We start from the raw sequence: 13,082 nt of genomic DNA, 5'->3' as shown, positions 1-13,082 counted from the left end.
GTTGACGATGGTGTCGGCCATCTGTTTGATCAGCGACTCGCTGATGTTGCAGCCGAAGGTGTTCCAGCTGTTCCAGCCCATGGGAGGGGTGCGGGCCACCCCGTTGTCCAGGGCACTGGCCTGCTCTTCCAAGGCGATGAGGCCGCCTACGAGAACGCCGGCGGCGAGCAGAGCTCCCAGCTTGCGCAAAAGAACCTCCATGAAGATGAACGACGAGACATCGGCGGAAACGAGTGGATCATCGCGTCAGGGCGGCCGGATGGAGCCGTTTGAGGAGCCGCTGGAGGAGGACCGTGACGGACGGAGCCGGGACGGGGTCTACCGGCAGGTCCTGATGGACGATGGGCAGACGCGGCCGACTCCGCTGCCGGTCTTCGTCGGCTCGCCACTGGTCACGCCCTTGCTCTTCTCGCATGTGACGACCCTCTCGCCCGGGTCGTCGACGATCACATTCCAGGGACACGGCGACTACGCCGCCGCGCGGTGGCGGCGCCTGCCGGGGGCTCAGGTCGGGCCGGCACTTCCGTCGGCGTTCACGAGAAGGAGCGGAGGCCAGACCTGGCGAGTTCGCGGCCGGATCCATTCCGGATGCGACACGATCGGCGTCACAACCGGCGACCCTCCGCCGGTCACCACCGACGGCGGGAGGCCGCTTCGGGACTCAGTGTGGAAATCCCAACGAAACATGTCAAGGCGATGGAAGCATCGCTGGATGAGTTGTGCGGAGAATGTCCCTGCTGGCCTGCGATGATGGAAGCCGTGAATGGCGAAAATTTCATCGCGCCCATCGGCGGAACAATTTCCCGGCACGCGGGCCGCCCTCATGGCGATCAGATCTCGCAGCGGAAAACGTCCATGAACGTTTCATCCCCGCGCCTTCCGCGTGACCGGACCCCGCCCTGGCAGGAGCAGGCGAGACGTGCCCGGCGGACCCAGGGCCGACGTGGAGGGAAGCCCGCGCCTTGACGAGACTCCCTCGCGTCGTGTTTGCTCCGCCACGTCACCACCACCACATGCCCCGCAGCGAAGAAGGACCAGACTGGCAGCAGGACTGTTAACGCTAACACAAATTAATACACCACATGAAGTGAGGCGGGGAACCGCGACTGACGCCGCGATCCGCTCTTTGTCGAATCGGGTCGGCGGTCGCGATTCGGCATTCGTCTCGGCTGGCGAGAAATTCGAGCCACCTGTAATGAAATATGTGTGAGAAGGCGGATTCGAGATCCCGGGTGCCGGCGGGCCGGTCCTCACTCTCCTTTATCGGCCGGACCGCAGCGTGAGGCTAAACCGGGTCAGGGATGGTCACGGTGCCGTGCTCGACGAGGGCCGAGAGGAACTCCTGGGTCTCAGGGTCGGCGGAGTAGACGACCGTGCCGACCATGCCGCGTGTGAGCAGCACCTTGTAGGTGTTCCGGATCAACCGGTCCGCCTGCTCGTCAGTGACCGTCCTCTTCATGAGGGCCGGGTCCCTGCTCGCCGCGCGCACGGTGACGAGCTCGCCGTCCCGGACCACGAGGTCGGGGCCGATGATCACGCCGTTCCAGTCGTACTCGAAGCCCTGGGCGGTGTAGACGCAGCCCACCTGCTCGAAGCCGCCCGGCAGGGTGGCCCACAGCGCGCTCGCCGGGGCGTCGCCGACCGACCGCTCGCCCTTGACGTTCCACGGGCGGGTCCAGTCCCCGATCTGTACGTCGGGCACGAGGGTGTCGTCCTTGCGCGGCTCGCTCCAGCGCCAGCAGAAGCCGGCGGTCATGCGGGCTGAATAGCCGCGCTCCAGCCGCTCCCGGAGCACGGCCTCCAACTCATGGGGCGACTCGGCCAGCGTCACTTCGAAGTGGTCGTCGCCGGTCCACGGCCCGGGCTCGCCGCCGTCCAGCCCGAGGAGGCGCAGCACCCAGTCCTCGTACTTGCGGCTGCCTCCGCAGCGGAACTGGCCGTCGAGCGCCACCTCGTGCACCCGCAGGCCGAGGGACTCCGCGTGGGCCTTGATCGCCGCGACGGTGCCGATCTCGCCGGGCCGTACGACTTGGTGCTCGTCAAGGAGGAAGACCGGCACGCGGGCGGCGGCGATCAGTTCGTCGACCTGGGGCCGCCCGGTCCGTAACGCCGCTCGGGTGTACTGGTTCTCCGACTTCTCGCGGATCCGATGGGCTTCGTCGCAGATGAGGACGTCGAGGTCGTTCCGGGCGGCGTTGATGAATCCGTTGAAGTACTTGAAGAGGTTCTGCAGCCTGGTCGAACCCTTGCCGACATGGCGGCGCATGGTCTGGGTGAACGATCTGGAGCCCGTCGCGTGCAGCACCGGCCGGCCCTGCCTCGACAGCTCTCCGAGCAGCGAGAGGGCGATGACGCTCTTGCCGGAACCGGGGCCGCCCGTGACGATCACGACTTCCTTGGAATCGGCGGCGCGTGCCTTCTCCACGACGTGCAGGACCATCTGATAGGCGAGGCGCTGCTCGGCCAGGAGGACGAACTGCTCCCGGTTCCTGATCTCTTCGGCGGCCAGCGCGAGCAGTTGCTTCGACGGGCGGATCGCGCTGGTGAGCAACCGGTCGGCCGCGTCGGCACCCGAGCCGGGCGCGAACTGCGCCCTGAGGTAGTCGAGGAAGGCTCCGCGGCGCGTCTTGCTGAACAGACGTGTCCGCTCGTCCCGCACATGGCCGTACAGGTCGTGGATGTCGGGATCGGACGCGTTGTGGAGATAGGCGACGCCTCTCACCGCGTCGCGGTGCTCCGCCAGCGCGCCGACGAAGTCGGCGAGGTAGTCGCAGTAGCCGCGCACCTGCAGGACCGGGTGCAGTTTGGGACGGCTGGACATCCCGGGCACGAGCACGAGATCGGGGTCGTCTTCGTAGAGATCTGCCTGGCTCCACTGCTTGAGTTCCACGATCACGTATGCGTCGCCGCCGGTACGCCGGTCCACGCCGGCGAGGATCACGTCGGCGCGCTTGCTGGACAGGGGCAGCCGGTACTCGATCATCATCTCGACGTCGCCGAGGCCCGCTTCGACGAGGTCACGGGCGAGGATCGGCAGGCTGCGGTCCCATGACTTGCGCTCACCCATGGAAGGAGTGAGCCCCGTGGTGGCCTTGAGGTGGTCGGCGATGATCCCGCTGAGCAACCTTTCCGGAACCGATTCGGAGACCAGCTTGACGAGGCTTTCAGCGGAATGCCGAAAAACCGCCACGGACCTACCCCCAGGCAGCACGAAGAACTCGTGCGGTATGGGGGCGTGTCCGCGATCAGACGATCAGCGGAAGCCCGTCGGGCCGCATCACCTTTACGGCAGGCAGATTACAGCGATCAACTGTCAGAAATCAGCTCAAGGGAGGCGCCTTCCTCGCCGAACCTCGGTACTCCGCCACGGAGTACCGCCGTTCCCCCTCGTCCAGCTTGGCGTGGGCCGCCTCCACCAGATCGATGCCGAGAAGGTCGGCGAACCGGACGAGGTAGAGCGTGACATCAGCGACCTCGGACCTCAGCCTCGCGGCGGCCTGGGGGTCCTCCATGACCTTCGCGGCCTGGCCGGGGGTCAGCCACTGCAGTTCCGCCAGGAGTTCGCCGACCTCGCCCGCGAGTGCCATCGCCAGGTTCTTCGGCGTGTGGAACTGCTCCCAGTCCCTGTCGCGTGCGAACGTCCGCAGCCTGCTGGTCAGTTCCTCCAACGCGGTCATGGGGCCACGTTACAAAGGCGGCCGGCCGATCGTCGCGGGTCCCGCTCGCTCCGGCCGAGGGCGGCCGGGAGCTCTCGCGGGACCCCGCTCCGCGCGTGGCCGGCGCGGCCCATCGCGAAAGTCCACGTGTACGCGTCCTCCGGCGCGGCTTTGGGCACGATCTCGGCCGGGGCGGGCAGGACCGACGTGACTTTCGGCGGTCCCGACGGGCGGACTCCCTGCATCGTCTCCGGGACGCCGTCGCGTGGTGGCGACGGCGGAAACCTCGGGCTCTACAGTCTGCGTCTCAACGTGCCCGGATGGCCGTACTGAGCCTTCTGATCCTTTTGAGCCCAGTCGCGTGGCCGCTCAGGTGAGCTCGCCGCCATGAACTGGTTCCTCCCGGCTCCAGGCATTCGGGAATCGAGTCGGTCCGTCCCGCCGGGCGTTCGGTGCGGCCGTCGGCGTCGTAGATCTTCACCCATCGGATCGCCGGGAAGCGCTTGAGCGTCGCGGTGATCTCGTCGGCGACCGTGAACGTCGCTCCGTCGGACCGGACGTCGCCGGTCAGGTGGACGTGCGCCACGCCACCCCTGATCTTCAGCTTGCTGAAGCCGGTCGCGTGGGAATCGGTGAAGCGCAGCCCGGCGGCCTGCTCCTCCCGGGTGGGCCCGGCGAACAGCCGCTGGAGCGCGCCACGAGCCACGGAGGGAGGGATCACCGGACGTGACACCGTCGCGGTGCGGGGTTCGCGGGGCGTGTCGAGGAAGCGGACGCGAGCGTTGACCGTCCAGTACGGCGTGGGAAAGTCCACCACCACGCGACTGGGGTTGTTGAGCGTGTACATCCGGTACCGCACGCGCTTGGCCAAGCCGACGCCGAAGGTCAGCACCGACCCGGCGGACCCGGCCTCGACGACCTGGATGATCGCGGGCAGCGCGTATGTGCTCCGGGTGGCGCCGCACGCCGCGGCGCCGGACGCGCCGCCGCCGCAGGCGTTGAAGAGGCGCAGCCGGAGGATCGCGTCACCGGCGACGGCGACGGTCTCGCCGGTTCCGTCGGCGACGAGGCACTTGACGTACGACGCGGCATGGTGCTCGGGCAGGCCGCCGCGGAACTCGAAGACGAGCCGGTCGAGGCCGCGGTGATGGGTCGCGCGTACCGCGGCGAGCACGGGAACTGCCGCGGGCACGGGGGCCTCACCGATGAGGGAACGCATGGCGATCATCTCTTGCCTCCCACGCGTACGGGACAGCTGGTCATGGTCGTGAACCCTCCACTTCCAGAGCACCACGGGGGCGGCGACGGGTGGAGGCGGCGAAGGTCCCGGATCGGCCGCCGATGGGCCCGGGGCGTCCGCCCTGAGCGCGGGCTCGTCAAGCGGCACGCGGGCCGGCCTTCGGAGCCCGTACGGGCCGAACGTCCCGGCCCGGGGTGTCGTACGGCCCTCACGCCGGCCGTGTGCGGCGAGCGATCGTGTGGGAGGACGCGCGGCACGCAGGAGGTAGGTCATGAAGGCGGCGGCAGACTGGATCGTCCGACGCGTGCGCCTGTACCGCCCGGACCGCAACCCCTTACGCCGTGGTTCGGACCGCTGGGAGGCTCTGGCCGTGGCGGCCGGCATCGTGCTGGTGCTGACCTCCTTCTGGCCGATCGCGTCCGTCACCGCCACTGTCTACGGGCGGGGACTGCAGGCAGAGCAGGCGAGTCGCCTCCGGGCGCCCGTCACCATCACACTCGTGGACGCAGGCGGCGGCCGTCGCCAATGGGTCACCTCCACCGGCGCCGTCGTGACCGGCCGGGTCGTGCCGATGGGCAGGCCGACCGTGGGCGCGCGGGAGCGCGTCTGGCTCGACGGCGCCAACGTGGTCACCATCCGCCCACGTGATCACGCCGAGACGGTCCTCGACGCGGGGCTGGTCGCCGCCGGCTTGGAGACGGGGCTCGTGTTCTGCCTCTTCGTCGTCTATCTGCTCCTGCGGTTCCTGCTTGACAGGCGCAGGGACGCGCAGTGGAGCGCCGCGTGGCTGACCGCGTCCGAGCGCTGGCGCCGGCCCCACCAGACATGATGTCCGGCACGACGGAGGGCGCCTACCTGACGCGCGTCGGCGCGATACCCCTGCTGACCGCACAGGACGAGATCGCCCTCGCCCGGCGAATAAAGGACGGCCGCCAGGCCGCCCGCCTGCTCAGCGAGGGCACGCCGGACGGGGAACTGCGCGAGCGCGTACGCGACGGCCGCCTGGCGAGAGGCCGGATGATCGAGGCCAACCTGCGCCTTGTCGTCGCCGTCGCCAGGCGCTACGCCCATCGCGGGCTGCCGATGACGGACCTCGTCCAGGCGGGCGCCGTCGGGCTCACCCAGGCGGCTGACCGGTACGACCCCTCTCGCGGCGCCAGGTTCTCGACATACGCCATGTGGTGGATCAACAAGGCCATGCGGCAGGCGATCGCCACGGAGGCGCGGACGGTACGCCTGCCGGAGAAGGTGCTCGGCGAGATGGCACGTGCCGAGCAGGCACGTCGCGACCTGGCGGGCCGGCTGCATCGTGAACCACAAGCCGCCGAGGTCGCGGCCGAGGCGGGGATGACGCCGCGCCGCCTGGCCGATCTGGCCCGGCTGAGCGCCGCGCCCCTCAGCCTGGAACTGCTGGGCGCCGGCGTGGCGGTCGACATCGCTGACGACCCCGGCCGCCGGCCGGAGGCCGTTGTCGAACACGCGGAGGTGCCCCGGCGGGTCGGCGATCTGCTCCGCGGCCTCGCCGACAGGCCGAGGCAGGTGCTGGAGCTTCGTTACGGCATGGTGGACGGCACCGTGTACACGCCCGCTCAGGTCGCGCGCAGCCCTTCTCCTCCGCGGTGGGCGGAAGGGCGATCGAGCGGGTCAGCGTGCCGTACCTGAACTCGGTGGCCGGGCAGCTCGGCCCTCAGGACGTACCTGCCGTCCTTGACGAAGGTCTCGAACCTGCACGGTCCGCGGCAGGGGCCGCAGACCGAGGAACGGGGCCTCGAACAGGTCGAAGAGCTCGGGATGATCCCCCTGTCCCGGCGTGTGAGTGTGTTCATCGCTCCATCTCCATGTGCGCTGTGCACGGTTCCATTGGATCCCCGCGGGCGGCCGGGGGGCAGGGCCGAAGGGCACCGGACCGCGTCCTGTGCGGCCTGCGCGGCGGGGGAAGGCGAAGATGATCGGGTTGCGTGTCTTGAGTGCGCTCAGCGCCCCGGATCGCGCCGGAGCGCGCGAGCCCGAAGCCGTCGCCGCTCGGGACCTTCGACACGTGTCCCGTCCTCGGGTGATCTCCGGTTCAGAGCTCGAAGACCACGCGGGCGTCGACGCGTCCCGACAGGACGTCCTCGATCGCTTCGTTGATCTCGTCGAGTTTGCGTGTCTCGTACATGACCTCGGTCCGTCCCGCCGCGTGCAGCCGGAAGACCTCCGCGAGGTCGGCCCTCGTCCCCACGATGGACCCGATCACGCTGATGCCGCCGAGCACGGTCTCGAAAATCGGCAGTTTCATCGTGTCGTCCTTCGGAAGTGACACCAGGACCAGCCGCCCGCCGCGGCGCAGGCTCGCGTGGGCCTGCTCAAGCACGCGCGGATCCGCCGCCAGGACGATCGCCACGTCCGCGCCGCCGAGGCCCTTGATCTTCTCGACAGGGTCGTGCTCGGCGGCGTTCACCGTGTGATCGGCGCCGAGGCCGCCGGCCATCCGGAGTTTGGCGTCGGTGACGTCGACCGCGATCGTCTCGGCGCCGAAGATCGCCGCGTACTGCAGGGCCAGGTGCCCGAGCCCGCCGACGCCGAAGATCGCCGCCCGCTCGCCGGGCCGCAGCCCGGCCACCTTCACCGCCTTGTACGTGGTGACCCCTGCGCAGGTGAGAGGGGCGGCCTCCATCGCGGGGACGCCCTCGGGCACCGGCACCACGTAACGGGCGTCGGCGACCGCCCACTGGGCGTGGCACCCGTCGACGCCGTAGCCGGTGTTGACCTGCGTCTCGCAGAGGGTCTCCCGTCCGCTGACGCAGTATTCGCACATCCCGCACGCCGATCCGAGCCACGGGACGGCGACGCGCTCGCCGGCCTTCCGGTCGGTGACGCCCCGCCCGAGCTCATGGACGATGCCCACCCCTTCGTGCCCCGGCGTGAACGGCGGCCGCGGCGTGACCGGCCATTCTCCGCGCGCGGCGTGGATGTCGGTGTGGCACAGCCCGCTGGCCTCGATGCGTACCAGGACCTGTCCGGGGCCCGGCGCGATCATCCGCCTGTCCCGCACCACGATGGGCTGGTCGAACGCGATGACTGTCGCTGCTCGCATGGTCCGCCTCCTACGTCGTCCCCCTCAACAGTGCGCAGTCCACCGCCGGGGACCAAGAGGCGTTGGTCCTCCATCCGCCATCGCGCTCCGCGACGGAGGTCATCGCCCGCAGGACGAACATGCCTCGCGCCGCGCCCGCGCGTAAGAGGCCGGAGGTCCCCCGGTGGTGTACGTCCGCCGCTCCCTCGTCTGGAGGGGAACCCCGCCGGGCGTTCGTGTGTTCGTGTGGGCGTCCCGGAGGGGACGCCCTTGCTCGCGTCCGCCGGCGTCCGGTGATCTACGGCTTCCGCCCCGCCATCTCCAGCTCGGCGACGCGGCGATGCGGGGCCCGCGGAACAGGGGGGCCGTAACCGAACCTGATGATCATCTGTGGGTGTCCGCAGGGATGCCGGGGATCGGTTCGCGTCCGCATGTCGCGCAGGTCGAGCGGCTGGTTGAGGAACGAGGTCGAGAGCCCGCCCGCCGTGGCGACGAGCAGCACCCGTTCGAGCGCCTGCCCGGCCCGCAGCCAGTCGACCGGCCGGTCGCCCGGCGTGGACAGCACCGCGAGCCGGGGGCGCGCTTCGAATCGCGCCGTCCGGCCGCGTTCGCCGAAGACGCGCGTCACCGGAGGGTCGCTCTCAGGGGCGGGCCCGCGGACGAAGTCGGGCAGCGCCCACCGGGCCAGCTCGGCGCGGTAGCCGGGGGAGAGCGCCAGCTCGTCCTCCGCCATGGCGGCGAATTCGAGTATTTCGGCGACGGCCGGCGCGTCGAGCGGCACAAGGCGGGCGCCTTCCCGGCCGGCCGCCCTCCGCATCTCGGCCAGCAGCCCCGGCGGCACCGGCGCTCCGCTGTAGGGCTCACGGTTGGTGCGCCGCGCCGCGATCGCGCCGTACAGCTCGCGTTCTCGCGCATTGGCCGGCTCCGCCTCCGTCAGGTGGACGGCCGCCAGCAGCCGCGGCTCCGCGTCGTTCGGGCGCAGCCGGACCACGGGGCGGTAGCCGATCCCCCGAATGGCGACGCGCAGGTTGAGCAGAGCCGCGCCGCAGCTCACGTACAGGGAACGGCCGCGCGGGTCGCTGATCGCGAGCCGCCGTCCGGGGTCGGCGAACAGCTCGACGAACTCCCGGCGGACGACGCGAAACCGCCACGGCTGGGTGTTCAGCACCGACGGCGCCTCACCGGCCGCGACGAGCAGCCGCCGGACGCCGAGGTCGGTGGACAGAGGTGCGATCATGGCACGTCTCCTTCTCAGGCTCGCGGCCAGGCTCCTGCGCCCGCCGTCGCCGGCGGCAGTGCCCATGGGCTCGGCGCTTCAGGACCTAGGTCCCGCCGATCACGGGTCCAGCGGGCCCGGCGCGAGGGCACTCCAGCCCTGAGGGAAACGGCCGCCGAGCGATGTCATTGAGGTGAGCAACAGACGAGAAAAGCTCTGGAAGGGGCAGATCATGGCCACCACCGAAGGACGGCGTCCCGTCCCCACCTCCCACGTCGCCGGCACCTTCGCGCCGCAGGCCGCGGCACACCGTACGGTGGACCACATCTGGGCCGTCGCCCGCATCTCCATCGGCTGGATCTTCCTCTGGGCCTTCCTCGACAAGACCTTCGGGTGGGGCTTCGCGACCCCGGCCGCCAAGTCGTGGCTCAACGGCGGCAGCCCGACCACCGGCTTCCTCAAGGGCACCGGCGAGAACGCGCTCGGCGGGTTCTTCTCCGGCCTGGCCGGCCAGGGCTGGGTCGACTGGCTCTTCATGCTCGGCCTGCTCGGCATCGGAACCGCCCTGATCCTCGGCGTGGGCCTGCGGATCGCCGCCGCCACCGGAGGGCTGCTGCTGGTCCTCATGTGGGCCTCAGAACTGCCTCTGGCGACCAACCCCTTCCTGGACGAGCACCTGATCTACGCCGTCGTCCTGATCGGGCTGGCGCTGGCCTCCGCCGGTGACACCCTCGGATTCGGCAGGGTGTGGGCCGCCACCCCCGTCGTCCGGAAGTACCCGGTCCTCAAGTAGGCCCGAAGTGGGCCCGCCGCCCAGGACGCCCGTCCCGTGGGGGGGCGGGCGTCCTGGCGTATCCGGAGGGCGGGACGCCGTCTGAGCGCTGTAACCTCCGGCGCCGCGCGAACGATCGAAGAGGCGATCGAAGAGACCGCTGTCTGCGCGAGGGGGATCACGTGCGTATAGAGGACCTGTCCGACGCCGAACGGCGGGTGTGGGAGGCTTTTCCGCTCGGCGAGGAGGTGGACTTCCAGACCGGTGAGCCGAGCGAGGACGATCCCGCCGAGGGAGCTGCCTGGGGGCAGGAACGGACGGTCCGGGCCGGCGTGATCGCCTCACTGCTGATGCGGGATGAGACGCCCCAGTCGCATCGGATCCCCGCCATACGGATCAAGGGAGCCCGGATCGCCGGGCGGGTGGACCTGGCGTACTCCGTCGTCCGCCATTCCGCGCGGTTCCTGTCATGTCACTTCGAACGCGATCCGAGCCTGTACTGGACGCGGTGCCCCCAGATGAGTTTCAACGGCTCCCGTCTGCCGGGGCTGTCGGGCTCCAACGCGCAGATCGACGGGCATCTGAGGTTGGAGGGCTGCCTCTTCACCGGGCTTGTGGAGCTGCGCGGGGCCCAGCTCGCGGGGAGCCTGACGTTGAACCACGCGCGGTCGTCGGCGACCGGCCTGGCCATCGACTGCGACCGGCTGCAGGCGGATCGCGGCATCTCGGCGATCGGCCTCAGCGCCGCGGGGCAGGTCAGGTTCTCCAACGTGAAGGTGAGCGGCACCATGGTCATGAACCAGGCTCACCTGGTGGCGGCGGGCGAGGTGCTGAACCTCGACGGGCTGGCGGCCGACGGGGGCGTGGTGTGCAAGCGGATGACGCTCACCGGGATGGTCAGTGTGCGCAACGCTCGTGTGGCGGGACCGTTCACCTTCAGCGGGACCACGATCGGCAACTCGGGGAAGATGGCCTTCCGCGGCTCCCGGATCACCGCTGAGGGAGGGCTCTACTTCGGCGGGGGATTCACCGCGACCGGCATCCTGCGGTTGACCGGCTCACGCGTCGACCGGGAGCTGAACCTGGACGGCGCTCGCCTTGACAATCCGGGCGGTGACGCGCTGCAGGCCGCAGACTTGCAGGTCGAGGGCACGGTGGACGCGCACGGGCTCAAGGCGCGGGGAAGGGTGGACCTCACGCAGGCCCGCATCGCGGGCTCCCTGACGCTGAACGGAGCCGATTTCGACGGCATGGCCCTATCCGGTGCCGGCACGCCGTCCGCGGGCACGCCGTCCGCCGTCGCGCTGGACGGCGACGGGATGACCATCGGCGGATGGCTCTCCTGCGCCGGCGGGTTCCGCGCCCGTGGCGCCATCCGGCTCGCCGACGCGCGCATCGGCACGTTCGCCGACTTCGCCGGCGCGCATCTGAGCAATCCCGGCGGCCCGGCGCTCGACGCGGCGGGGGCGAACATCGGGCGTGGTCTGCAATGCGGGCACGGCTTCACCGCCGATGGGGAGCTCAATCTGATCGGTGCCACCATCGGGCGGCATCTCAGCCTCGACGGCGCCACACTTCGCGCTCCGGGCAGGAGAGCGCTCGCGGCGTGGCAGCTGGACGTCCGTGAGCTGTACCTGCGTCCCCGGCGGAAGCCCGAGGGGGTCGTCGACCTTCGGCACGCGCGTATCGGCGTCCTTCGTGACGACCCCGGGACATGGTCGCCGCGCCGGCAGGACGGCCTCGTGTACGAGGCGCTGGACCCGGCGCTGCCCGCCGCGCGCCGCCTGTCCTGGCTGACCGATGACCGCGACGGCTATGTGCCGCACCTGTACGAACAGCTCGCCGCGGCCTACAGGAGACTGGGGCAGGACGCGGACGCGCGGACGGTCCTGCTGGCCAAGCAGCGGAGGCGGCGCAGGACGTTGCCTGTCCACGCCCGGGCCTGGGGCCTGCTGCAGGACGTCACCGTGGGGTACGGCTACCGCCCGGCCAGCGCCGCCCTCTGGCTACTGGCGCTGCTCGCCGGTGGAGCCGTCGTATTCGCCCTCACCACACCGCCTCGCGCCCAACCCGGGCAGGGACCGGCGTTCAACACCGTCGTCTACACCCTGGATCTGCTGCTCCCTTTGATCGACTTCGGGCAGGAGAAGGCGTTCCAGCCGGTCGGTGCCGGTCAGTGGGTGGCGTACGGCCTTGTCCTGGCGGGCTGGGTGCTCGCCACAACCATCGCCGCCGGCATCACCAGAGCCCTCTCCCGCCAGTAACCGAGACCAGCGCGGGGGGATGGCGTGGTTCCGCGCTCGTCCACTTCGCCGTGTGACCGTCGCGCCGGCGATCGGCGCGGTCACCTGAGTTGAAGGTGCGGGAGCCGGGCTTGGCCCGGCTCCCGCTGGTCGTCCTGATCAGGGTTTGGTCATCTCGAAGCGGCTGACTCCGACCGATCCTCCAAGGGACTTGGTGGCGTAGTTGAAGATGGCGTAGCGGTAGCCCATGAAGAACTGCCAGGCGTTGCCCATGGTGAACGCCGGGCCCAGGCCGGTGAAGTTGACGCCGTCGGTGCTGTAGGAGAAGCGGGCCTGCCGTCCCGAGCCGGGACGGATGTCGGCGTTGACCCGCAGCCAGAGCCGGGTGCCCGACAGGTTGGCGCTCGCGGCCTCGGTGCCGGTCCCGGTGGTGTTCCAGTTGCCGTCCATGGTCAGGCCGTTGACCATCACCAGCCGGTTCGCGGTGCCGTCATGTTTGACGCCGATCCACGCCGAGGAGTCGCGCAGCATCGCGAGACCCGCCCGGTCACCATCCTTCATCTGCGAGATGTCCATCTGGACGGTGGCCGTCGAGCTTGGCCCGAGGATGCGGTGGGTCAGGGTGTTGCGCGCCGAGTACAGGTCGTTGGTGACGGTGGCGGTCGACAGGGTCAGCCCGTTGTTCACCGTGTACTTGGTGGTGTCGGGGTTGTGGTTCCACTCCCACTCCGGCCCCAATGTCGTGCCGGCGAACGTCTCCGGTTCGGTCGGTGACTTCACCTGACGCGGGGGGCGCGGCACGTTCGGGTAGGGGTAGCTGGCGCCCCAGCCGCCGTTGACGGTCTGGATGACCGGCCAGCCGCTGGAGTTCCAGGTGACGGGGGCCAGGACCGGGACCCG

10 protein-coding genes and 1 pseudogene are annotated in these 13,082 nt (G+C 70.2%); 4 read left to right on the top strand and 7 right to left on the bottom strand.

Annotated elements, in window-relative coordinates; all coding sequences use genetic code 11:
• From AB0B72_RS39725 to AB0B72_RS39710, 4 genes and pseudogenes are all read right to left on the bottom strand, one after another.
• A pseudogene (locus tag AB0B72_RS39725) lies at positions 1 to 189 on the bottom strand (alpha-galactosidase); the annotation flags it as partial.
• Between the two features lie 1,096 nt (positions 190 to 1,285).
• On the bottom strand, positions 1,286 to 3,190 hold the full coding sequence (locus AB0B72_RS39720; protein WP_367744942.1) for a DNA/RNA helicase domain-containing protein: 1,905 nt from the start codon (positions 3,188 to 3,190) through the stop codon (positions 1,286 to 1,288).
• Positions 3,191 to 3,320: 130 nt separating this feature from the next.
• The gene (locus AB0B72_RS39715; protein ID WP_367744940.1) at positions 3,321 to 3,677 is read right to left on the bottom strand and encodes a nucleotide pyrophosphohydrolase; all 357 of its coding nucleotides are present in this window, start codon (positions 3,675 to 3,677) and stop codon (positions 3,321 to 3,323) included.
• Positions 3,678 to 3,963: 286 nt separating this feature from the next.
• Entirely contained in the window at positions 3,964 to 4,884 is a 921-nt protein-coding gene (locus tag AB0B72_RS39710; protein ID WP_367744939.1) for a hypothetical protein, read from the bottom strand.
• Positions 4,885 to 5,167: 283 nt separating this feature from the next.
• On the opposite strand from AB0B72_RS39710, the gene AB0B72_RS39705 reads away from it, so the two are divergent.
• Positions 5,168 to 5,725 carry a hypothetical protein gene (locus AB0B72_RS39705; RefSeq protein ID WP_367744937.1) on the top strand — a complete coding sequence of 186 codons (558 nt, stop codon included), beginning with the start codon at positions 5,168 to 5,170 and terminating at the stop codon, positions 5,723 to 5,725.
• Entirely contained in the window at positions 5,680 to 6,558 is an 879-nt protein-coding gene (locus AB0B72_RS39700) for an RNA polymerase sigma factor RpoD/SigA (RefSeq protein WP_367744936.1), read from the top strand. Before AB0B72_RS39705 ends, AB0B72_RS39700 begins: the two co-directional genes overlap by 46 nt.
• Positions 6,559 to 6,961: 403 nt before the next feature.
• On the opposite strand, the gene AB0B72_RS39695 is transcribed toward AB0B72_RS39700, so the two are convergent.
• Both AB0B72_RS39695 and AB0B72_RS39690 read right to left on the bottom strand, forming a co-directional pair.
• Positions 6,962 to 7,972, bottom strand: a complete 1,011-nt coding sequence (locus AB0B72_RS39695; RefSeq protein ID WP_367744935.1) for a zinc-dependent alcohol dehydrogenase — start codon at positions 7,970 to 7,972, stop codon at positions 6,962 to 6,964.
• A gap of 277 nt (positions 7,973 to 8,249) precedes the next feature.
• A complete protein-coding gene (locus AB0B72_RS39690; protein ID WP_367744932.1) occupies positions 8,250 to 9,188 on the bottom strand; it encodes a nitroreductase family protein in 939 nt (312 codons plus the stop codon).
• Between the two features lie 211 nt (positions 9,189 to 9,399).
• Here AB0B72_RS39690 and AB0B72_RS39685 point away from each other — a divergent pair, with 211 nt between their 5' ends.
• The gene (locus tag AB0B72_RS39685) at positions 9,400 to 9,960 is read left to right on the top strand and encodes a hypothetical protein (RefSeq protein ID WP_367744930.1); all 561 of its coding nucleotides are present in this window, start codon (positions 9,400 to 9,402) and stop codon (positions 9,958 to 9,960) included.
• Between the two features lie 161 nt (positions 9,961 to 10,121).
• Positions 10,122 to 12,203, top strand: a complete 2,082-nt coding sequence (locus tag AB0B72_RS39680) for a hypothetical protein (RefSeq protein ID WP_367744927.1) — start codon at positions 10,122 to 10,124, stop codon at positions 12,201 to 12,203.
• A gap of 138 nt (positions 12,204 to 12,341) precedes the next feature.
• On the opposite strand, the gene AB0B72_RS39675 is transcribed toward AB0B72_RS39680, so the two are convergent.
• The coding region (locus AB0B72_RS39675; RefSeq protein ID WP_367744925.1) for a hypothetical protein at positions 12,342 to 13,082 on the bottom strand (741 nt) is incomplete at its 5' end.

The sequence above is a fragment of the Microbispora sp. NPDC049125 genome (assembly GCF_040802045.1).
In the GTDB taxonomy this organism is placed as follows: Bacteria; Actinomycetota; Actinomycetes; order Streptosporangiales; family Streptosporangiaceae; genus Microbispora.
This window is presented reverse-complemented; position numbering and strand designations above follow the sequence as displayed.